We start from the raw sequence: 21,018 nt of genomic DNA, 5'->3' as shown, positions 1-21,018 counted from the left end.
AATCGAATAGTCAGAAGTCCTCATGATTGGCATCGAAGGTGAGGAAGACGACGGGCCCACGCGTTACCCTTCGCATCTCGGCGCAGCCTTTTGCCTGGTCGCTCCAGTGGTGGATCGTCAGCACTGCCATTGAAGCGTCAAAGCTTTCATCCGCGAAGGGTAGAGCCTCTGCGCTTCCTTGAATGGCAGATGCGCCGGTGTCTGGGCGTTGCGCGATCATTTTCGCTGATGGCTCAATAGCTGTCAGGTCGCGTCCTTCGGGCTCGTAGGAACCGCTTCCCGCGCCGACATTCAGGATAGTTCTGGCGTCACCAAGCGCCTCATGGATCTGACGCGCAATCCGCGCGTCGGGCTTGCGAAGCTGGGCGTAGTTGAGGCCGATTGTGTCATAGAGCGCGGTCATGGCCGCGCTCATAGCATCGCTTTACCGATCAGTCTCGCCAGATCAGATCAGCGCCCTCAACGCTCGGCGATGGGTAGGATGCGTCGTGTGCGAAGGGCAGGTCCTTGCCCGAGCGAAGCGATTTGAGGATGGTCGCAAAGTCTGTCTTGAACCGGAAGCCAAGGTCACGCTGAAAAGCAGACGCATCGTACACCCGGCCAATTGAGAGAGGCAGCTTCCAGCCGCGCGTGGCATAGAGGTCAGACGCGTCAGGGAAGTAATTGGCAATCACTTCTGGCGCTGCGGCTTTGAGGGCCGCGCAGTCCTGCTGCAAGAAGGGTGTCGGAGCAGAGACGACATAGACGCCGAAGCCGATGTCCGCGGCTTTATCGAGGGCGACCAGATGAGCGCGGGCCGCGTCTTCGACCGTTAGTCGGCGGTTCAGGAATTCGTTTGCTTTGAGGTTTTCGGGCGGCGGATCGGTCAGCGTGTCGTCGTCTTCAGGGAAGAAACGGGACGTGCGAAGGACAAGACAAGCGAGCCCGGTCTGCTGATGGACCTCGCGGCAGAGGTGTTCGGCGGTGAGCTTGGTGACGCCATAGATGTTACGCGGTGCAAGCGGAGCGTGGCTTTCATCCAGCCATGTTGCGTGATCGCTCAATTCGGAGCGGATCGCTTGCGAAATCATCAGGGAGGTGGTCGAGGTGAAGACGAACCTTTCATGGCCAGCTGCAACAGCCGCCTCAAGCAAGTTCATCGTTCCCGTCACATTAATGTTGATGAAGGCCTGTCTCGGGAAGCGGGCAATGTCCGGCTTGTGCAGGCCGCCAGCATGTATGATTGCCTCGATACCATAGTCAGCAATGACGCGGTTTACGAAAGGCCGATCGGCGATTGTGCCAATCTCGCTGGTGTGCGCTCCCGGCGCAACGTCGAGGCCGGTGACCTTGTGGCCGCTTTCCTCCAGCAGAGGGGCGAGGTGTCGACCCAGCCAGCCAGAAGAACCGGTCAGCAGGACTCGCATGGAAAGCTACTCGGCCGCGACACGCTCGCGCTGCGCCGCGAGCCAGGCGTCGATATCCTGCAGCGCCCGGATGGCCTGAACGCCCTTTTTGGCGCGGCCCTTGGCCTTGCCGCGCAGGCGTCGGCCTTCCTCATCCTTTTTCGGGATGGTCTCTGGGTCTGGATCGGGGAAAAGGCCGAAGTTGATATTCATCGGCTGAAAGCTTTGTTTGCCTTCAAGATGGCCGCCCGTGATGTGGCCGACCAGAGCGCCGAGCGCGGTGGTTGGTGGCGGCGGCTCAAGCTCTAGCCCAAGGCGTTCGGCTGCGGCGAACCGACCAGCCAGCAGGCCCATGGCGGCACTTTCGACATAGCCTTCAACGCCTGTCACCTGACCTGCGAAGCGAAGGCGTGGCATCGACTTCATGCGCAGCTGGCTGTCGAGCAGCTTTGGCGAGTTCAGGAACGTGTTGCGGTGAATGCCGCCGAGGCGTGCGAACTGCGCGTTCTCCAGCCCCGGGATCATCCGGAATATCTCAGCTTGCGCGCCGTATTTCAGCTTGGTCTGGAAGCCAACCATGTTCCAGAGCGTGCCGAGCGCATTGTCCTGGCGCAGCTGGACCACGGCATATGATTTCACGTCCGGATCGTGTGGGTTCGTGAGACCGACCGGCTTCATCGGGCCGAAACGCAGCGTTTCGCGGCCGCGCTCGGCCATGACTTCAATCGGCAGGCAGCCTTCGAAATAAGGCGTGTCTTTTTCCCAGTCCTTGAACTCGGTCTTTTCACCGGCCATCAGTGCGTCGATGAAGGCGTTGTATTGGTCTTCATCCATGGCGCAGTTGATATAGGCAGCTTTCTCGCCGTGCGGGCCGGGCTTGTCGTAACGGCTCTGGCGCCATGCCTTGTCCATGTCGATGCTCTCGAAATAGACGATGGGCGCGATAGCATCGAAGAAGGCGAGGTCTTCCTCGCCCGTATGCGCACGGATGGCTTCGGCGAGCTTGATTGAGGTCAGCGGGCCCGTCGCGATGATGACACTGTCCCAATCTTCTGGCGGAATGTCGTCGATGGCTTCGCGCACGATGGTGATGTTCGGGTGGGCTTCGAGCGTCGCGGTGACATCCTCGGAAAAGCCTTCGCGGTCTACGGCCAGCGCGCTGCCAGCCGGGACGGAGTGCTCGCCACCCTTTGTGATGATCAGGCCATTCGCCCGGCGCATTTCTTCGTGTAGGACACCGACTGCATTCGAGGTGTGATCGTCTGACCGGAACGAATTCGAGCAGACGAGCTCGGCCAGCTTGTCAGTCTGGTGCGCCTCGGTGCCGCGCACGCCTCGCATCTCATGAATGATGACGGGCACGCCCATATTTGCGGCCTGCCAGGCCGCTTCGGACCCGGCCATTCCGCCGCCTATGATGTGGATCGGTTTGATGCTCATGTCCTGCGATGTGCGGGTTCAGGGCCGGAAGGTCAAGCTGACGCGGGCACCATGGCTGGACGTGAGGTCGCGGCATCATAGCTACGGTGCGGTGCCTGCCGGTCGTGGCGGGATGACAACGTTTCCGAAAGGCCTCCCTTGCAGCTCACTGAAGGCTCCGTACGCGCGTCGTTTTCGAAGGTCTGGATCCCCATGATTTCGGGCGTTCTGGCCGTGAAAGCGATTGGCGTGTCAGATGCGTATTTCGTTGGGCAGCTTGGTGAAGAGAAGCTTGCAGCTATTTCCTATACCTTTCCTATCGTCATGACGCTGATCAGTCTTGCGATTGGTCTGAGCGCAGGGGCGTCCTCCGTTCTGTCCCGTATGATTGGCGCCGATGCTTCCATTGAGGACCAGGCGGAACTTACGACGGGCGCGATCGGTATGGCGGTTATCATTTCGGTCGCGCTCTCGCTGTTCGGGTTCGCATTCATTGGGCCGATCCTCAGCCTACTTGGTGCAGAAGGGCAAATTCACCAGGATGCCAGGGCGTTCATGATGATCTGGTTCGCTGGTGTCGTCTTCCTCGTCGTTCCAGTGGCGACAAATGGCCTGCTCCGCGCGACAGGTGATGGTGTTAGCCCCGCTATTCTGATGAGCTCCATCGCGATCCTGAATATTGCGATCAATCCCATCTTTATCTTCGGGCTCGGTCCGGTACCCGAATTCGGGATGCAGGGCGCCGCAGTTGCGACGATCACGGCACGTGCTGTTGCCACGTTCGGCGCGTTCTACCTGCTCTGGCGAAAGGACCTGCTTGCCACATCGGTGAGTGCCTTAAAGCGTGGGCTCGGCCGTTGGCAACAGGTCGCCCGTATTGGTCTGCCAGCCTCGCTCTCGACCTCCGTGAATCCGATAGCGATTTCCATCGCGACGGCTGCAGTGTCGACGCTTGGCTCAGCAGAGGTCGCAGCGTTCGGGCTGGTCACGAAAATCCAGTCTTTCTCCGTTGTTCCGCTGCTGGCGCTTTCTGCCGCCGCTGCACCATTTGTCGGCCAAAATAGCGGCGCAGGAAACACCGATCGTTCACGTGAAAGCCTCTGGTTCTCCGCGCAGGTGTCAGTTATCTGGGCGCTCGCACTCGCCGTCTTTTTCTACTTCGCCGGCGGCTGGCTGGTCTCATTTTTTACGGACTCTGAAGCCACACGCGAAGTTGCCGCGCTCTATCTCGCTATCGTACCGCTTTCCTATGCCGGTTATGGAGTGATCATATCGCTGACCGCCGCACTCAATGGTCTCGGGCGGTCGGTCAGTGGGCTTTTTGTTGGAGCAGGTCGGGCAATCGGGCTTCTGGCAACGGGAGCATGGATAGGTGTCCTGACAGGTGGCTTTCTCGGGCTCGCGATCGCGACTTTCGTAGCGAATGCCGTCTCTGGTTTGATTGGTCTTCTGATCATCCGGCGCCACGCATTAAAGGAAGTTGATGCGCGCCGAGGCACATCGCCTGATTGCTATGAAAGCGATTAGACGCGAGTGAGTGGCGACCGCTGTTGAAACCCAAGGGACCAGGCTGTGACCGATTTTTCTGAAAAGAGCGCTCTGGAACCGGATGACTGGACTGCGTTCAGGCAGCGTGCCCAACAAACGCTGGACCGAGCGCTCGACCGGCTTGAGCAGGCCGGCACGGGCAGGGTCTGGTCACCGGTGCCGGAGAATGTGGACGCGCAGCTCGATAGGGCGCTCGTCGATGCACCTCTAGCGGCAGATAGTGTCGACGCTGCACTTGCATCGCTGCTACCATACGGGGTCGGAAACACACATCCGCGCTTTCTGGGGTGGGTTCATGGCAGTGGAACGCCGTTCGGATTGCTGCCTGCGATTATCGAAGCGTCGATCAACGCAAACTGTGGCGGACGGGATCATGTTGGCCTCAGGGTTGAGCACGCCTTGACCCGATGGGTCGCCGAACAGTTTCGCTTTCCAGAATCGGCGAGTGGTCTGGTCGTCACAGGTACGTCCATGGCGACGGTAGTTGCGATGAAAGTGGCTCGAGACGCCGCGCTTGACTTTGCCTCGAGGGAGGCGGGCATCGATGGCTCGAAGCTCGTCGCCTATACCTCTGCCGAAGCGCATGCATGCAATGCCCGCGCCCTGGACATTCTGGGTCTGGGGACATCGGCGCTCCGCAAAATCCCTGTGAACGACGCGTTCCGTATGGACCTATCAGCTTTGCGGGCAGCCATCGATCAGGATCGGGCAGCAGGTCTTGTTCCGTTCGCCATCATCGGGACAGCCGGTACGGTCAATACGGGGGCCATCGATGAGTTGGACGGTGTCGCGGATGTCGCAGACGAAGAAGGCATATGGTTTCACGTTGACGGTGCGTTTGCGGCGTCGGGAATTTTGAGCGAGGTCGTGGCACCGAGGCTGCGTGGAATAGAGCGCGCGCATTCCATCGCCTTTGACTTTCACAAGTGGCTGCACGTCAATTACGACTCAGGTTTCGTTCTGGTGCGCGATGAAGTGCTTCATCGCCGCGCCTTTTCAACGCGCCCGGAGTACTTGAAGGCCACTGAAAGAGGGCTGGCGGCTGGCAACCCCTGGCCGGTCGAGTATGGACCTGAACTGTCGAGAGGCTTCCGGGCGCTCAAGGTCTGGGCGCATATTGCTGAGTTCGGGCCTGAGCGACTTGGCGCGGCGATATCCGAAAACTGCTACCTCGTCCGAACTCTAGCCGCACTTGTTGACGAAGCGGCTTCTTTCGAGCGCCTGGCGCCTGTAGAAACGTCGATCTGTTGCTTCCGCTATGTGGTGGATGGGCTATCCGAAGCGGAGCTGGACGCGCTGAACGAAGAAATTGTTGTCCGGCTACAGGAAACAGGCGTCGCGGCGCCGTCGACAACGAAGGTGAAAGGTAAGCTCGCCATCCGCGCGAACATCACCAATCACCGTACCCGCGAAGCTGATCTACACGTGCTACTTGATGCCATTAGAGACATCGCCCCTCAGGCGTTGGAACGGATCCGTCACGTATAACCCGGCTATACGCGCAGAGCTGTCTGTAAAAGCTGTCAGCTTTGGCGTTGCCGCTCTTGCAAGAGAGGGTTACCTCAACCCGCATGACATCCAGTTTCAAAACGCCCCCGCAGGAAATTCTCGCGAAACTCATCGACCAATGCCTAGCTGCCGGAGCGACGGCGGCTGATTGCTCTCTTTCCATCTCCGACGGCGTCAGCGTCGATGTTCGCGATGGCAAGCTCGAAAATGTTGAACGTAGTGAGTCGCAGGGCGTGTCTCTTCGAGCCTTGTTCGGTCAGCGGCAGGCCCATGTTTCGGGTTCGGACCTGTCAGAAGACGCGCTGAAGACCATGGCGGAGCGGTGCGTCGCCATGGCCAAGGCTGTGCCGGAAGACAAGTATGCCGGCCTGCCTGACGCGGAACTTCTGGAGACCAATCCTCCAGAGCTTGATCTTGAAGGCGACGGCGAAATTCCGCTCGACCGGCTTGAGGCGGATGCAATCGAGGCAGAGACCGCTGCGCTTGCTGTGAACGGGGTAAAGACAGTTGCAGGTTGCGGTAATGGCTGGAGCCGATCAGAGCGCTGGGTTGCTGCGAGCAACGGATTTTCTTCTTACCTCGCGGGCGGCTCTACAGGCCTCGGGCTGGCTGCCGTAGCAATGCGCGACGACGCAATGGAGCGTGACTACGACAGCTGGAGCGTGCGCAAGATAGCGCACCGCCCGGCACCAGCAGAAATCGGCCGGACGGCTGGCGAGCGCGCTGTTGCGCGGCTGGGCCCGCGCAAGGTGAAGACCCAGAAGGCCGCCGTCATCTATGACAAGCGCGTTTCTTCCAGCCTCATCGGCGCATTCCTCTCAGCCATTTCAGGCCCGTCCGTCGCACGCGGCGTGAGCTTTCTGAAAGATCGCATGGATCAGAAGGTCTTCGGCGACGGCCTCAATATTATCGACGATCCCTTTCTTGAGCTGGCGCTCGGTTGTCGCAACCATGATGGCGAAGGTCTGCCGGTCGCAAAGTCTGCACTGGTAGAGGATGGTGTCCTGACGCGCTGGCTGTTGAATACATCCTCAGCGCGCCAGCTTGGTCTTGCGCCAAACGGCTTTGCAGCTGGCGGCTTTGGCAACCCGCCGGGCGTTGGCACGTCTAACACGCATATCGAGGCGGGGCCAAAAACGCCGGAAACACTGATGGCAGAGGCGGGTAAGGGGTTGCTCGTCACTGACATGTTTGGGCCGTCCATCAATCCAAACACCGGCGACTATTCGGTCGGTGTGGCTGGCTTCTGGTTCGAAGGTGGAGAGATCCAGCATCCGGTTTCCGAAGTAACGATAGCCGGAGATCTGCCAGCCATTTTTGCGCGCCTGGTTCCGGCATCAGACCTTGAGTTCCGTGGCCGCATCAATGCGCCAAGTCTACTGGTCGAGGGTATGTCGATTGCAGGCAACTGAGACGCCTTTCAGCGATGATTTCATGCTTCTGCAGGAAGCCGTGATCGAGGCTGGAAACATGGCGCTGGCGCGGTTTGAGCGCGGTGATACAAAAGCCTGGGAAAAAACGCCGGGCCACCCCGTCACGAATGCAGACCTGGAAGCCGACCGTATAATAAAGCGCCACCTGCTGGGCAGCAGGCCCGATTATGGATGGTTGTCAGAAGAGACGGCGCTTTCTCGGGACACCCATCTTACCGATGTTGTGTGGTGCGTTGATCCGATCGATGGAACGCGTGCTTTCATGGGCGGTGAGCCTTACTGGGCAATTGCTGGCGCCTTGGTGAAGGATGGCCATGCCGTCTGCGGTGTGGTGCATGCACCTGCGCTCGGCGAAACCTATGTGGCCGAGCGCGGCAAAGGGGCCTGGCTCAACGGGCAGCGATTGCTGACCAGCAGTTGTGATGAAGAAACCGGGTGCAAGATGATCGCATCCGAATCGATGCTGACCCATCCGGCATGGCGCGTGCCCTGGCCAGAGATGAGGCTTGCCCGACCAAAGCCTAACGCAACACTGTTGCGTATGTGCTGGGTGGCAACGGGAAAGTGGGATGCAACGCTTGCGCTCTGGCGCAAATCTGACTGGGATCTTGCCGCAGGGGCAGTCATTGTCGAAGAGGCTGGCGGCGTTGCGTCAACCCATCTGGGCGAGCGCTTCAGTTTCAATCGCAGTGAACCGGCCCAACGTAGTCTTATTGCGGCTGGAAAGCGCCTGCATCCTCTGTTAGTGGAGCGCGTCAAAGGCGTCCGATTACCTGACCCGAACTGGACGGTCAGACCATATGACAGGGCGAGCGAAACGGAGCAGACGAAAATGGCTGACATGCCGGATACCAAGCAACTACTTCACCTCGTCATTGGTGGCGAGCTGAAAGACGTTCGCGGCATCGAGTTCGAGGACCTTTCCAAGCTGGACTTTGTCGGGGCCTTCCCGAGTTACAAAGCCGCCTACGACGCGTGGAAGAACGCAGCGCAGCGAACCGTGGATAATGCGGAAATGCGCTACTTTATCCTGCACGCCCACAGGCTGCTCGATCCTGAAACGGGCTCCCACCATCACGTCTGATATGGCGAGCGGCCCAGAACGCACTCACAGCCTGTTCAGGCTGATCAAGGAGCGGTTCAGGCCTCACCTGAAGTGGTTCGTTATCGGTACGGTCTGCGCGGCGGTAACAGCGATTGCGGCTGCGTCATATGGCTATCTTCTGAAGCTTGTCGTCGAGGGCCTAGAAGACCTCGTCGGACCGCAGAGCGCATCAGTGCCGCCCAGTTTGTGGTGGCTGATTGGTATCATCGGGTTTGCGGCGGCCGTTCGCTCCCTGTCGCTTTACGGTATGACGCTGGCCAATAACACTGGCGTGCAACGCGCTATTGTCGACATTCAGGCAGATCAGTTCGCATCACTGACCGAAGGCGACTTTGCGCGTCTGTCAGCAGACAGATCGGGCGGGTTTGTCTCGCGTTTCATCAATGATGTGAATGCAATCAGGGATGCGGGTCTTCGGCTGGCAAACAATCTGACTAAAGGCGTGCTCACAGTCATCGGCGTGCTGATCACCATGTTCATCATGGACTGGAAGCTGACGCTGATCCTGATCCTCGTCTATCCTATCGCCTTCGGGCCTGTGATCAGCCTGGGCAACCGTGTTCGCAAACGATCGAAGCAGGCGCAGAAGCAGATTGGCGAAGTAGCGTCGCTCCTCTCAGAGAGCTTTCAGTCGGCGCGCGTGGTCAAAGCCTATGGTCTGGAAGAGTATCAAAAGGGCAGGGCGAAGCGAGGCTTCGTCGAGCGGTCGCGGCTTTTCCTGAAAGTCCTGACTGACAGGGCCGCCGTGGACCCGATTCTGGAGATCACGGGTGGTCTTGCGCTCGTGGGTATACTGGCGCTGACCGCATGGCGCATTGCGGACGGCGACACCTCATTAGGCAACTTCGTCGGCGTCATTGGTGCAGTCGCCGTTGCGGCGCCAGAAGTGCGCGCGCTCGGCACGCTGAATGCCGTTGCCCAGGAAGGCGGCGCGGCCGCTGACCGTGTTTTTGAAATCATCGACGCCGAACCACAGATCAAGGACCGTGCAGGTGCGCGCATGCTTGAGACTGCCCGCGGCAGCGTTGAGTTTCAGGATGTTCACTTCGCCTATCCTGATGGGTCGCAGGCGTTGAAAGGCCTCAGCTTTTCGGCCAGCCCGGGTGAAACCGTCGCCCTGGTGGGGCCATCTGGCGCTGGAAAATCTACAGTTTTCAACTTGTTGTTGCGACTTTATGAGCCGGTTTCTGGCTCGGTCATGGTCGACGGATCCGACGTGCGCGCCTACACGGGTGCGAGCCTGCGCAGATCCACGGCGCTCGTCGCCCAGGAAGCATTGCTGTTCGACGATACCGTGGCCGCCAACATCGCGCTTGGCCGCATGGGCGCAAGCCGAGAAGAGATCAAGAATGCCGCCCGTGCGGCCAGCGCCCATGATTTCATCCTCGGGCTTCCAAGCGGTTATGAAGCGCCTTGCGGTGAGATGGGGCGCAACCTTTCTGGCGGTCAGCGTCAACGTATCTCTCTCGCCCGTGCAATCATCCGTCAGGCGCCGATCCTGCTGCTGGATGAAGCAACTTCCGCGCTTGATGCCGAGAGCGAGGCAAAAGTGCAGGCGGCACTCGCAGAGTATGCAAAGGACCGTACGACGCTCGTCATCGCTCACAGGCTATCGACCGTTCGTTCGGCCGACCGCATCATTGTGCTCGACGATGGCAAGGTGGCGGAAGAAGGCACCCATCAGGATCTGATCCGCCAGGGTGGTCTCTACAAGCAGCTCGTCGAGCTGCAGCTCAGCTAGCCATAGCTGCGCTGCTGGGGCATCTGCTTGGCGGATGCACTCAGGAATTTCGCTAGCTTTTCGGAACTTTCAGCGCCTTGTACAGCGATGCGGCGCATTGCGATGTAGGTTGGCACGCCGCCGATCCCCATCTCACGAAAAAGGGTTTCTTCTTCGCGGACGGCTTCGGCGTCAGCTCCGGAATCCAGAAGCCCAGCGACGATATCGCGCTCAAGTCCGATGAACTCTCCAATGTCTGCAAGCACGTTATAATCCCCGATATCCCGCGCATGCTCAAAATAGGCAGAAAATAGCGCCTCTTTGGCCTCTACGCCCTTGCCCTGTCCTTGGGCCCAGCGAACAAGGCGATGAGCATCAAAGCTGTTGGGCCGGTGGCGCAACTCGCCGAAATTGAAAGGTATGCCTTCTTCCTCGCCATACTGAACAAGGGCTTCCCGCATGGAAGCCCAGCGATTGTCCTCGGTTTCAGGGCCAAACTTGCTGGCCATATAATCGCGATAATTGACTCCGCCCTGAGGAATGGTCGGGTCCAGTTCGAAAGGACGAAAGACAAGCTCGACATCGACATCTTCAACGAGATTGATGGCGCTACGGATCCGCCGGAGGCCGAGCCAGCACCAGGGGCAAACGAGATCGGAAACCATTTCGATGGTAAGTTTGGTCATCTTTTCCTCCTTGCTGGGTGCGACTGACCCTAGACGATAGCCGACAGCGTATAGCCAGCCACAAGTATCAGCGCTGCCCAGGCGTTCGACTTGAATACCATCAGCGCGTGGTCATCATCCTTGTTCATCTTGTAGACCTGCCAGATGGCGTGGCCAAAGAAGGAGATAACCGCAAGCACGCCAAGCGGCATGCCGCCATTTGCGGCAACCGCGCCGCCAAAGAAAGCGGTGGCTGCGAGGTAGAAGCAGAAGGCCCCCAGTATCGTTTGTTCACCCAGAAGCCGCGCGGTCGATCTCACGCCAATCAACGCATCGTCGTCCCGGTCCTGCATGGCGTAAATGGTATCATAGCCAACGGTCCAGGCCGCAAAGCCCAGGTAGAGAAGGATGCTACCGAAGGAAACATGGGTCGCCATCGCGGCAGCGACGAGCACGCCCCAATTAATGGTGAAACCCAGCCAGACCTGCGGCCACCAGGTCACACGCTTCATGAAAGGGTAAGCAGCAATCAGGGGCAGGGCGAGCAGGGAGACAATCTTCGCATCGGTCGGGATGCATATCCAGGCAATAAAGGCGATAGCGACCTGAATGCCAAGAAATACATAGGCCTGTGTGACCGTAACGTCGCCGGCTGGCAGGGGTCGGTTCGCGGTTCGTGCAACAGCGCTGTCAAAATCCCGGTCGGTGATGTCATTCCAGGTGCAGGCCGCTCCGCGCATGGTGACCGCGCCAACGATAATGAGAACGTCCCACCAGATGTCGATCCAGGCAAAGCCGGTCTCCATCCGCGTATAGGCGAGAGAGGCCAGGGCTGGGAGCATAACGAGCCAGGTCCCGATCGGACGGTCGAGGCGGGCCAACGCCGCGTAAGGGCGTAGCGTATCAGGCAAGGAGGTGAGCCATCCGGGCAGCGCGCTGTCGGCCGGGGCCTTGGCGCCCGTGCTCTCAGCATTCTGGGCTGCTTCCGGGCGCGGAGCTGCTTCCTGCGTTTCAGGTGACGTGCTTGGTGTGGTCGGTTCGTTCATGGGCACGGTATAACCGCAATCGCGCCTCAGGCGATAGACACGGTCTTGCGATTAATGAAGGCCTTGATGCCGTCTGCGGCAAGTTCGCGCCCATAACCCGACGACTTCACACCACCAAAGGGAAGGCGCGGGTCACTCGCCACCTTCGAGTTCACGAATGTGGAGCCGGCATCAAGGTCGCGAATGGCGGTTTCGATCTCTCTTTTCTCTGTCGTGCAAATAGACGAGCCCAAGCCAAAGGGACTGTTATTTGCGCGCTCGATTGCCTGCGACAGGCTGGAGACTTTCCAAAGCGAGGCAACCGGGCCGAACATTTCTTCATGGGCGGCAGGCGCAGCGTCCGGAGCGTCTTCGAGGATTTGCGGGCCGTACCACCAGCCCTTGTCCGGTAGGGGCGATGCCTCAAGTAGCGGCCTTGCGCCAGCAGCGACCGACCTGGCCACCTGTTCGGCGAGGTCGTCGCGAAGTGACTTCATGGCCAGAGGGCCGATATTGGTTTCATCTGCCAAAGGATCGCCAATCTTGAGGGCTTTCATGCCTTCCACGAAGCGGTCTCGAAATTCGTTATAGATGTCTTCATGTGCAAAGAAGCGTTTGGCAGCGATACAGGACTGTCCATTATTCTGTACGCGGGCGTCGATGGCCGTCTCGACCGCGCTTTCAATATCAGCCGAGGGCATGATTATGAAGGCGTCGGTCCCGCCAAGCTCCAGCACGGTTGGCTTGATCTCGTCACCGGAGATCGAGGCGACCGAAGCGCCTGCCGGGCCCGACCCGGTAAGGGTTGCCGCGCGCACGCGCCGATCGCGCAAGACATTCTCGACGCCATCTGATCCGATCAGCAGGGTCTGAAAACAACCGTCCGGGAAGCCGGCCTCGCGAAATACATCTTCTATATTGAGAGCGCAGCGCCAGACGTTCGACGCATGCTTCAGAAGGCCGACATTGCCCGCCATGAGCGCCGGCGCTGCAAAACGAAAGACCTGCCAATACGGAAAATTCCAGGGCATGACGGCGAGCACCGGTCCAACGGGGAGATGCCGTACAAATGATTGGCTCGCATCCGTCTTGATCGTCTCATCTTTGAGATAGCTTTCTGCATTCGCTGCATAGTGGCGGCAAACCCAGGCACACTTCTTCAGTTCGCCTTCAGCCTGCGCGAGTGGTTTGCCCATCTCGCGGCTCATGGCTGGGGCCCAGTCCTCGACGCGGCTCTCAAGCACCTGGGCCGCCTTCTCCATCAGCTTGGCGCGGTCGTTAAAACTCGTCAGCCGCCAGTCGGCATACCGTTCATCGGCCTTGGCCAGCGCGGCGTCCACGTCGACCTGACTGTGAGTTTCGAAAGTTTCAATGACTTCTTCGGTGGCGGGATTGATGGAGCTGACACTCATCGCGCGGCCTCGCTGGTTTTGGCTTAACTCTCTGGCAACAGAAGGCTATATGGGCCTCATGAGTTCCGTTCCCAGACTGTTCATCGATGCGGCCTTGTCTTCAGGAGAAAAGGTGGCGCTCAACGACAACCAGGCAAACTATATCCTGCGTGTTATGCGGCTGGGTGAGGGTGCGCCAGTGCGAGTCTTCAATGGGCAGGATGGTGAGTGGATTGCCGCTGTGGTTCGAGAGAGCGGCAAGCGCGCGTCCATTCTGCCAGAAAGACAGTCGCGGCCACAGGTGGAAACGCCGGATCTGACTTTGTTCTTCGCTCCGCTTAAAAAGGCCCGCACCGATTTTGTCGTCGAGAAAGCGTGCGAGCTTGGTGTAAGGCGCATCCAGCCTGTGATGACAGAACGTACTCAGTCCAGCCGGGTGCGCCGTGACAGGTTGCAATCAGTGGTGATCGAGGCGGCTGAGCAGACCGAGCGAATGGACGTGCCCGAAGTGTTTGATGACGTGCCGCTGATCAGCGCTCTGGAAGACTGGCCGGCAGGTAAGCCGCTTTATTATTGTGATGAGGCGGGCGATGCGAGGCCCATGCGCGAGGTGCTGTCAGAGGCAAGCGACACGCCAGCAGGAATTCTCATCGGTCCGGAGGGCGGCTTCTCTACAAAAGAACGCGACTGGCTCCGAAAAATCCTGCATATTCAACCGGTAACACTGGGTCCGCGGATTCTTCGTGCTGAGACAGCGGTGGTTGCTGCGCTCACACTATGGCAATCTTGTGTTGGCGACTGGCAGGAACATCCCTATCTGCCAGAAACCGAAAACGGCTAGAGGGGCCGGTATGACAACGCCTACATCCGACATCGACGAGAACGCTCCGCGTATCGAGTCAAAAACCGAGCTCGTCGAATGGATAGAGCAGGGCAGCGTGCCTAAAGCCGACTGGCGAATCGGCACTGAGCACGAGAAGTTCGGATTCATCCGCGAAGGTCTGAAACCGCTTCCCTATGATGGCGACGTATCGATCCGCGCCATGCTCGAAGGTCTTTCTGACAAGTTCGGCTGGGAACCGATTTCCGAATCGGGACTGCTCATCGGCCTCAAGAAAGATGGCGCGAGCGTCAGCCTTGAGCCGGGTGGGCAATTCGAGCTTTCCGGCGCGCCATTAGAGCACATTCATCAAACCTGCAATGAAGTCGGCGACCACCTCAAGGAAGTTCGCGAAATTGCTGACCCGCTTGGCGTCGGCTTTCTTGGGATGGGGTCGTCGCCGCTGTGGACGATGGCGGATACTCCCATGATGCCGAAGGGCCGCTACGCGATTATGCGGGACTATATGCTGAAGGTCGGGCGTCTTGGGCGGGAGATGATGTTCCGAACCTGTACGGTGCAGGTGAACCTCGATTTCGCGTCTGAGGCCGACATGGTGAAGAAGATGCGCGTATCGCTGGCGCTTCAGCCGCTCGGTACGGCTCTTTTCGCAAACTCACCTTTTACAGAAGGCCGCCCGAACGGGTTCCTATCTTACCGCTCACATATCTGGACCGACACGGATCCGGACCGGTCCGGCATGCTGCCTTTCATGTTCGAAGATGGTGCTGGTTTTGAAAGGTATGTGGAGTACGCGCTTGACGTGCCGATGTATTTTGTGCGCCGCGGCGGCAAGTATCTCGACGCGTCCGGCAAAAGCTTCCGCGATTTCATGAACGGGGAGCTGGACCTGCTACCCGGTGAAAAGCCAGCCATCGACGACTTCGTCGATCATCTTTCGACGATTTTTCCGGAAGTGCGTTTGAAGCGCTTTCTTGAGATGCGCGGATCCGATTCTGGGCCGTGGAGCCGTCTATGTGCATTCTCAGGTTTCTGGACCGGCATTCTGTACGAGCAGAGCTCGCTGGATGCGGCTTGGGATCTCGTTAAGGATTGGACTGCGGCAGAGCGTGAAGCCATGCGTCAGTCAGTCCGTGTGCTCGGTCTTCGCACACCGATCCCCGGCGGCGGCACGCTTCAGGACCTTGCGAAGCAAGTGCTGGCGATCAGCCGGAACGGTCTCAAGGCGCGGGCGAGATACAATAGCTCCGGTGACGACGAGACTGGTTTCATTGCGGAGTTGGATGAAATTGCCGAAAGCGGGCTGACACCAGCAGATAGGCTTCTCGAACTCTATCGTGGTGAATGGGGCAGGCGGGTCGAACCAGCCTTCGAAACGCTGGCTTACTAGCGGGCCTTTGCGTCTTTCTGATTACAAATGGCACATCTTTGCTTGAGCCCGACAAAGCAGCGTGATCAAAGTGTGCGCTGATGAAGCGTGATATCACGCGCAGAGAGGTTGAGGGTCTAGCTGATGTTTTCTGTTCTGTTATCGCTTTTGGCGGTGCCGCCGCTCGGTTTCACGATGTGGCAGCTCAGGAAACATCCCAAGGGCCTCTACATCTTGTTCTTCGCAGAGATGTGGGAGCGTTTTTCCTATTACGGGATGCGCGCGCTTCTCATCTTTTATCTCACCTGGCACTTTCTGTTCGAGAGCAGCTTTTCGCTGACCCTCTATGGTGCCTATGTGGCGCTGGTCTATCTCGGGCCGCTTTTAGGTGGCTGGCTTGCCGACAAATATATTGGCTTCAGGAAAGCCGTGACGTTTGGCGCGATCCTGCTTGTGGCGGGTCATGGCCTGATGGGGCTTCATGGCCCTGCAGCGACCGAAACGCTAAACGTGGACGGCACTGTCTACGAGCTGGAGCGTCCGGAATACAGCGAAGCGCGCGACCGTTTCATCGTCATTGACGGCGAAGAGATCGCGATCGACAGCTTCGTTCAGCCTGAAGAAGGCTCCACCACACGCACCGTCACATTCACGCAAGGCGGCGAAGAAACAGTTCTTGTGGGGACCCTCGAACAGGAGCGCAATCCGCTCTTCGCGACCATCCTGTTTGCTGCGCTTGCCCTTATCGTCGCGGGCGTCGGCTTCCTGAAGCCCAACATCTCCACATGTGTCGGCGCGCTTTATGACCAAGGCGATCGCCGGCGCGATTCTGGCTTCACGCTCTATTATATGGGCATCAATCTCGGCTCCTTCCTTGCCGGCATCTTCTGTGCGCTTGCGGCGGCAACGCTTGGTTGGTGGGCAGGCTTCGGACTTGCGGCCCTCGGCATGCTCGCCGGTCTCCTCGTATTTGTATGGGGGCAGGGCTGGCTGGAAGGCCGCGCAGATCCGCCAGAAGGTGTCGATCTGAAAACGCCGGTCTTTGCAGGCCTGAACCGCGAATGGCTGGTTTATGCGGCAGGCCTCGGCTTTGCGCTGGCAGCCTTCTTCCTTCTGCAAATCGCGAGTATCATGACGCTCGCCATGCACGGCGTTTTTGCGGTCGTGACGCTTGGCATCATCGTATACATGCTGACGAAGCTCGAAGCCGACACGCGTAATGCAATGATCGGACTTCTCATCCTCACCGTGTCGTCAGTGCTGTTCTGGGCGCTCTTCGACCAGGGACCGACATCACTGAACCTCTTCGCAGCAGCGCACGTCGACAATCAGGTCGGAGGCGAGCCTTTCCCGGCACCGGTCCTTCAGTCGGCCAACCCGCTCTACATCATGTATTTCGCACCGCTGATCGCGGTCCTCTGGACCTGGCTCGGCAATCGCGGAATTGAGCCGAACAGTTTCATCAAGTTCGGCCTCGCCATGGTCCAGATCGGTGCAGGTTTCTTCGTGCTCAATCTGGGTATCCAGACCGCTGTGCCGGACGCCGACGGCGCGCTCCGGATCTCGGTCCTGTTCATCATGTTGATGTACCTGCTTCACACGACGGGTGAGATCTTCCTGTCGCCAGTGGGCCTCTCGGCTGTGACCAAGCTATCGGCCAAGCAGATTGTCGGCTTCATGATGGGCTACTGGTTCCTCGCTTCGTCCTACGCGAACGTGATCGCAGCGGGGATCGCTCAAGCAACGCAAGTGCCTGAAGGCGCACCAGCTGAAGAAAGCCTGGCGGCATATAACGCGGTCTACCTTCAGCTCGGCGGTGCGGCCGTCGGTCTAGGTGTTGTCCTGATCGTGCTCAGCCCATGGCTTCGCAATCTCACCAAACATGCAGAGCGCAGTCACGGCCCCGGCGATAAGGAACGCCGCGCCGAAGTGGACCCGTCCGGTGTCTCAATGGACCGGACGCAAAGCTAGGCGACAAAACAAACCAATTTCTTAGATTTCCCCGCGAGACCCAGTCTTGCGGGGAAATTTTTTTTATTTCGATCTTCCTGCATCTTGCTAGCTCAACCCCAGGGTCATAACCTTTAAGGGGAGTTGGAGGGCGTTGGGATGATAAGAGGTGCTTTGTTAGCAATGACCGTCGTTGCTAATGCCCAAAGTGACGCTGATAGGGACGCGCAGCCTATATCGCCACCAGTGCCAAGCTATCCACCTATGGCTCAGATGCTCGGGATGGAAGGCTATTGCGAGGTCAGGTTCTCCGTCGACGAAAACGGCTACACATTCAGCCTCACAACTTCTTGCACGCAGCCGATCTTTTGCTACCAGTCCAAAAGGGCAGTTTCACTTTCTCGGTTCGAACCCAAGCGGGTTGGCGGGCGTTCCGTGCTACGGTTCGACGTAGTTTATCCACTGGTGTACATGCTGGGAGACGAGCACGATGGAGTTGATACGAGCGGTCTCAGCCCTTGCGACGAGCGCGCTGTTTCCTAACCCGCGCCGCCGACGGTAAGCGCATCGACCTTCAGTGTCGGCTGACCGACGCCAACCGGGACGGTCTGTCCAGCCTTTCCGCAAGTGCCGACACCGTCATCCATCGCGAAGTCATTGCCGATCATCGACACTTTGTTGAGCGCCGTCGGACCGTGACCGATCAGGGTCGCGTTCTTCACGGGTGCGATAACCTCGCCATTCTCGACGAGATAGGCCTCGGTACACTGGAACACGAAATTGCCTGACGTGATGTCGACCTGGCCGCCGCCAAAGTCGACGGCCCATATCCCGCGCTTGATTGATTTTACGATCTCTTCGGGATCATCCTTGCCGCCGAGCATAACCGTATTGGTCATGCGCGGCATGATGCCAGCGTCATAGCTTTCGCGCCGTCCATTGCCTGTCGGTGCCATGCCCATCAGACGAGCATTCTGGCGGTCTTGCATGTATCCTTTCAGGATGCCGTCCTCAATGAGAACGTTGCGCTGGGTGGGCGTGCCTTCATCATCGAAGGATAGTGACCCGCGCCGGGCGTCGAGCGTGCCGTCATCGACGACGGTGACGCCCTTGGCGGCGACCTGCTGGCCGATCTTGCCGGAATAGACGCTGGTCTGCTTGCGATTGAAGTCGCCTTCAAGCCCGTGGCCAACTGCCTCGTGAAGAAGGACGGCAGGCCAGCCTGGTCCAAGCACCACTTCCATCTCGCCAGCTGGGGCCGGGATGGAATCGAGATTGATCTCAGCCTTGCGAAGCGCCCGCTCAGCCATGGCCTGCCAGCGCTCTGGTTTGATCCATTCTTCGTATTCGGCGCGGCCGCCTGCACCGGATGTGGCCGATTCGCGCCGGCCATTCTTTTCCAGCGTGACAGCGATGTTCAGCCGGACGAGAGGGCGGACGTCGTGGAAAGTTTCGCCTGCCGGGCGCAGGATATCGATCTCTTCATGGCTTCCAGCCAGTGACACCGACACCTGGACGACGCGCGGATCCTTGGCGCGGACCCATGCATCGATTTCGGCCAATAGTCCGGTTTTGATGGTGAAGCCCGGTGCTTCGGTCGGATCAATCGGCGCGTAGAGCTTTCTGTTCGTCGGGACGGGGCCCGCCGCAAGTGAGCCTGAATAGCCGCGCTTCGCGGCAGAAGCTGTCTGCGCTGCCCGGCGGATCGCGTCCAGAGTGAGTTCGCCAGCGTGCGCATTGCCGCTTGCCTCGCCGGCAACGACCCGAAGGCCAAAGCCTTGCGACGTATCGAAAGCGGCCGACTTCAGCCGGCCATCATCGAACATGAAGCTTTCAGAGCGCGCGCGCTGAACGTAGATGTCGCCATCGTCAGCCCCCTCGCAGGCTTCGGCCAGGATACGGGTCGCTTCGGAGCGGTCGAACGGGAGATCTGTTTCTAGCATGAGATGACAATGGCCATTCGTCGCTTCACCCGCAAGCGGGCAGACAGCACTTACTGCTCCTGAACTTCAAAACGGCTCAATTGGCGTTCTGCGAGGTCCCAACCCGGTTTGAGCTCCAGTGATCGCTGGAAGTCATAATAGGCTCCGGGCACATCACCCGTGTTCTCACGCGCGATACCGCGGTTGTAATAAGCCGCGAACAAGTCGTTCGTATTAAGTTCGATTGCCCGGTTCAGCGAGACAAGAGCGTCGGAAAAGTTCCGCTGGTAGATATGGGCCGCACCCTCATTCAGGTAGGCGGCGCCGAGATCGGGCAGGATCGAGGTTGCATTAGTGTAGTCGCTCAGTGCTTGCTCGTATTCACCCTCGCGCATGCGCAGAACGCCGCGGTTCACGTAAGTTGCCGCGCGATTTTCCCGCGTCAGCGTCTCTTCGCGCAAGGCGCGTGAACAGGTCTGCTCAGCGAGCCGAAAGACGTAGTTGCCGCTCTGGGCCTCATCGTAGCAATCTCGCGCTAGTCCGCCGCCAACGACAAAGACTTGCGCGCTTGCGCTCGCTGCCGCGAACATTGCAACCGTGCCAGTCAGAAAGATACGTAACATGCCGGATACCTCCCTATGGATCACACACAATATAGACCTGCGCGCAAACAAAGCGAAGCTGCTGCGACATATTTGAATTTGCTGAAGGGGCGGGTGGACGCGGCTTCTACCGACGGCTATTGCAAGGCTCAAATAATTACCAAGGAGTCGGGTTGTGCGTTTTCTCGTCGCTCTTCTTTCGATCCTTCCTTTCAGCGCTGCAGCATACGCCGCTGTGCCTGAGGAAGGCGGATTAAATCTTCAAGCTTCCGCAACGCGAATCATGGAGCGTCTGCACTGGTTTCACAATTACCTGCTGGTGATCATCACGCTGATCACCCTGTTTGTGCTGGCGCTGATCGTGTGGGTTGCCATAAAGTACAACAAGCGTGCGAACCCGGTTGCCCGGAAGTTTAGCCACAACACACCGATCGAGATCGTCTGGACGGTTGTTCCTGTGCTGATCCTCGTTGCGATTGCGGGGCCTTCCTTCTCGAACCTGTTCTATCAGGAAAATCAGCCTGACCTCGAAGTCATTGCTACCGCTGAGGACGATAATCCCAATATCTATCCAGATGCCGCGGCTCAAGGCTGGATCACGGTCAAGGCGCAGGGCAACCAGTGGAACTGGACATACTCGTTCCCGGATGAACTGGACGATGGTGGCTATCCGGTCGAGTTCGTTTCGAACCCGCTTCAGCGTGGCCTGTCTTCGGATCAAGACACTGAGGCTGCTCGCGGACCGCGCAATCTCTCGACCGATTATCCACTCGTGCTGCCCGTCAATCGCTACATCCGCTATCAGACAGCCGCTTCGGACGTTATCCACTCCTGGACCGTCCCGGCGTTTGGCGTGAAGACTGACGCAGTGCCAGGGCGCCTCAATGAGGGCTGGTTCCTGGTTGAGGAAGAAGGCACCTATTACGGCCAGTGTTCCGAGCTCTGTGGCAAGGATCACGCCTACATGCCGATCGAGGTTCGTGTTGTTGATCAGGAGACATACGACACTTGGATCTCGACCCTTCGCTCTGGTGATTTTGATGGCGCATTCGGTGCGCTCGACCAGGCTCAAGTTGCAAGCAATTCCGACCGGACAGGTGCTGAGACGCGCCTTGCCCGCGCCGAGTAGAACCC

The 21,018-nt window shown here is 58.8% G+C and carries 18 protein-coding genes; 10 read left to right on the top strand and 8 right to left on the bottom strand.

Going from position 1 to position 21,018, the window contains the following annotated elements; translation table 11 throughout:
• Positions 1-10 precede the first annotated feature (10 nt).
• Genes D1224_RS16635 through trmFO form a run of 3 tightly spaced genes read right to left on the bottom strand, consistent with a single transcriptional unit; the run spans position 11 to position 2,825 of the window.
• Entirely contained in the window at positions 11-403 is a 393-nt protein-coding gene (locus D1224_RS16635) for a class I SAM-dependent methyltransferase (RefSeq protein WP_233350522.1), read from the bottom strand.
• Between the two features lie 28 nt (positions 404-431).
• A complete protein-coding gene (locus D1224_RS11320) occupies positions 432-1,406 on the bottom strand; it encodes an NAD-dependent epimerase/dehydratase family protein (RefSeq protein WP_119380066.1) in 975 nt (324 codons plus the stop codon).
• Positions 1,407-1,412: 6 nt separating this feature from the next.
• Positions 1,413-2,825 carry a methylenetetrahydrofolate--tRNA-(uracil(54)-C(5))-methyltransferase (FADH(2)-oxidizing) TrmFO gene (gene trmFO, locus D1224_RS11315; RefSeq protein ID WP_119380065.1) on the bottom strand — a complete coding sequence of 471 codons (1,413 nt, stop codon included), beginning with the start codon at positions 2,823-2,825 and terminating at the stop codon, positions 1,413-1,415.
• 138 nt (positions 2,826-2,963) lie between these two features.
• On the opposite strand from trmFO, the gene D1224_RS11310 reads away from it, so the two are divergent.
• The 5 genes from D1224_RS11310 to D1224_RS11290 all read left to right on the top strand — a co-directional run bounded on the left by D1224_RS11310 (position 2,964) and on the right by D1224_RS11290 (position 10,140).
• Positions 2,964-4,331, top strand: a complete 1,368-nt coding sequence (locus D1224_RS11310; RefSeq protein ID WP_119380064.1) for an MATE family efflux transporter — start codon at positions 2,964-2,966, stop codon at positions 4,329-4,331.
• Between the two features lie 45 nt (positions 4,332-4,376).
• Entirely contained in the window at positions 4,377-5,840 is a 1,464-nt protein-coding gene (locus tag D1224_RS11305) for a pyridoxal phosphate-dependent decarboxylase family protein (RefSeq protein WP_233350521.1), read from the top strand.
• A gap of 83 nt (positions 5,841-5,923) precedes the next feature.
• The gene (locus D1224_RS11300; RefSeq protein ID WP_119380063.1) at positions 5,924-7,273 is read left to right on the top strand and encodes a TldD/PmbA family protein; all 1,350 of its coding nucleotides are present in this window, start codon (positions 5,924-5,926) and stop codon (positions 7,271-7,273) included.
• Positions 7,274-7,295: 22 nt separating this feature from the next.
• Positions 7,296-8,378 (top strand): inositol monophosphatase family protein, encoded by a 1,083-nt coding sequence (locus D1224_RS11295; protein ID WP_233350520.1) that lies wholly within the window; start codon positions 7,296-7,298, stop codon positions 8,376-8,378.
• A gap of 1 nt (position 8,379) precedes the next feature.
• Complete coding sequence (locus tag D1224_RS11290) at positions 8,380-10,140, top strand: ABC transporter ATP-binding protein (RefSeq protein WP_119380061.1); 1,761 nt, start codon at positions 8,380-8,382, stop codon at positions 10,138-10,140.
• On the opposite strand, the gene D1224_RS11285 is transcribed toward D1224_RS11290, so the two are convergent.
• The 3 genes from D1224_RS11285 to D1224_RS11275 are packed head-to-tail and all read right to left on the bottom strand — an operon-like array spanning position 10,137 to position 13,221.
• Positions 10,137-10,805 carry a DsbA family oxidoreductase gene (locus D1224_RS11285; RefSeq protein WP_119380060.1) on the bottom strand — a complete coding sequence of 223 codons (669 nt, stop codon included), beginning with the start codon at positions 10,803-10,805 and terminating at the stop codon, positions 10,137-10,139. The genes D1224_RS11290 and D1224_RS11285 overlap by 4 nt on opposite strands.
• A 29-nt stretch (positions 10,806-10,834) precedes the next feature.
• Entirely contained in the window at positions 10,835-11,830 is a 996-nt protein-coding gene (locus D1224_RS11280) for a 4-hydroxybenzoate octaprenyltransferase (protein ID WP_119380059.1), read from the bottom strand.
• A 26-nt stretch (positions 11,831-11,856) separates the two neighbouring features.
• A complete protein-coding gene (locus D1224_RS11275) occupies positions 11,857-13,221 on the bottom strand; it encodes an NAD-dependent succinate-semialdehyde dehydrogenase (RefSeq protein WP_119380058.1) in 1,365 nt (454 codons plus the stop codon).
• Positions 13,222-13,279: 58 nt separating this feature from the next.
• On the opposite strand from D1224_RS11275, the gene D1224_RS11270 reads away from it, so the two are divergent.
• The 4 genes from D1224_RS11270 (at position 13,280) to D1224_RS16870 (ending at position 17,903) form a co-directional block, all read left to right on the top strand.
• Positions 13,280-14,041 (top strand): 16S rRNA (uracil(1498)-N(3))-methyltransferase, encoded by a 762-nt coding sequence (locus tag D1224_RS11270; RefSeq protein WP_182482264.1) that lies wholly within the window; start codon positions 13,280-13,282, stop codon positions 14,039-14,041.
• A 10-nt stretch (positions 14,042-14,051) separates the two neighbouring features.
• On the top strand, positions 14,052-15,431 hold the full coding sequence (locus tag D1224_RS11265) for a glutamate--cysteine ligase (RefSeq protein ID WP_119380057.1): 1,380 nt from the start codon (positions 14,052-14,054) through the stop codon (positions 15,429-15,431).
• 123 nt (positions 15,432-15,554) lie between these two features.
• Positions 15,555-17,381, top strand: coding sequence for a peptide MFS transporter (locus D1224_RS11260; RefSeq protein ID WP_119380056.1), 1,827 nt, complete (start codon positions 15,555-15,557; stop codon positions 17,379-17,381).
• Positions 17,382-17,519: 138 nt separating this feature from the next.
• Entirely contained in the window at positions 17,520-17,903 is a 384-nt protein-coding gene (locus D1224_RS16870; protein ID WP_119380055.1) for an energy transducer TonB, read from the top strand.
• On the opposite strand, the gene tldD is transcribed toward D1224_RS16870, so the two are convergent.
• Positions 17,900-19,303: a metalloprotease TldD gene (tldD, locus tag D1224_RS11250; RefSeq protein ID WP_119380054.1), complete on the bottom strand. Its 1,404-nt coding sequence runs from the start codon at positions 19,301-19,303 to the stop codon at positions 17,900-17,902. The two genes, D1224_RS16870 and tldD, sit on opposite strands and share 4 nt — an antisense overlap.
• A gap of 50 nt (positions 19,304-19,353) precedes the next feature.
• Entirely contained in the window at positions 19,354-19,905 is a 552-nt protein-coding gene (locus D1224_RS11245) for a tetratricopeptide repeat protein (RefSeq protein WP_119380053.1), read from the bottom strand.
• A 154-nt stretch (positions 19,906-20,059) separates the two neighbouring features.
• Between D1224_RS11245 and coxB the strand changes: the two genes are divergently transcribed.
• A complete protein-coding gene (gene coxB / locus D1224_RS11240; RefSeq protein ID WP_119380052.1) occupies positions 20,060-21,013 on the top strand; it encodes a cytochrome c oxidase subunit II in 954 nt (317 codons plus the stop codon).
• Positions 21,014-21,018 lie beyond the last annotated feature (5 nt).

The organism is Henriciella barbarensis, from assembly GCF_003576345.1.
In the GTDB taxonomy this organism is placed as follows: Bacteria; Pseudomonadota; Alphaproteobacteria; order Caulobacterales; family Hyphomonadaceae; genus Henriciella; species Henriciella barbarensis.
The sequence above is the reverse complement of the archived record's forward strand: the minus strand, read 5'-3'. Positions and strand labels throughout refer to the sequence as shown.

Excerpts from the sequence above, each read along its gene's own strand:
- D1224_RS11265 (WP_119380057.1), top strand. The coding sequence starts at position 14,052 with ATGACAACGCCTACATCCGACATCGACGAGAACGCTCCGCGTATCGAG.
- D1224_RS11275 (WP_119380058.1), bottom strand. The coding sequence starts at position 13,221 with ATGAGTGTCAGCTCCATCAATCCCGCCACCGAAGAAGTCATTGAAACT.
- D1224_RS11300 (WP_119380063.1), top strand. The coding sequence starts at position 5,924 with ATGACATCCAGTTTCAAAACGCCCCCGCAGGAAATTCTCGCGAAACTC.
- D1224_RS11270 (WP_182482264.1), top strand. The coding sequence starts at position 13,280 with ATGAGTTCCGTTCCCAGACTGTTCATCGATGCGGCCTTGTCTTCAGGA.
- D1224_RS16870 (WP_119380055.1), top strand. The coding sequence starts at position 17,520 with ATGATAAGAGGTGCTTTGTTAGCAATGACCGTCGTTGCTAATGCCCAA.
- D1224_RS11260 (WP_119380056.1), top strand. The coding sequence starts at position 15,555 with ATGTTTTCTGTTCTGTTATCGCTTTTGGCGGTGCCGCCGCTCGGTTTC.
- D1224_RS11320 (WP_119380066.1), bottom strand. The coding sequence starts at position 1,406 with ATGCGAGTCCTGCTGACCGGTTCTTCTGGCTGGCTGGGTCGACACCTC.
- D1224_RS11245 (WP_119380053.1), bottom strand. The coding sequence starts at position 19,905 with ATGTTACGTATCTTTCTGACTGGCACGGTTGCAATGTTCGCGGCAGCG.
- tldD (WP_119380054.1), bottom strand. The coding sequence starts at position 19,303 with ATGCTAGAAACAGATCTCCCGTTCGACCGCTCCGAAGCGACCCGTATC.
- trmFO (WP_119380065.1), bottom strand. The coding sequence starts at position 2,825 with ATGAGCATCAAACCGATCCACATCATAGGCGGCGGAATGGCCGGGTCC.
- D1224_RS11280 (WP_119380059.1), bottom strand. The coding sequence starts at position 11,830 with ATGAACGAACCGACCACACCAAGCACGTCACCTGAAACGCAGGAAGCA.
- D1224_RS16635 (WP_233350522.1), bottom strand. The coding sequence starts at position 403 with ATGACCGCGCTCTATGACACAATCGGCCTCAACTACGCCCAGCTTCGC.
- D1224_RS11285 (WP_119380060.1), bottom strand. The coding sequence starts at position 10,805 with ATGACCAAACTTACCATCGAAATGGTTTCCGATCTCGTTTGCCCCTGG.
- D1224_RS11295 (WP_233350520.1), top strand. The coding sequence starts at position 7,296 with ATGCTTCTGCAGGAAGCCGTGATCGAGGCTGGAAACATGGCGCTGGCG.
- D1224_RS11290 (WP_119380061.1), top strand. The coding sequence starts at position 8,380 with ATGGCGAGCGGCCCAGAACGCACTCACAGCCTGTTCAGGCTGATCAAG.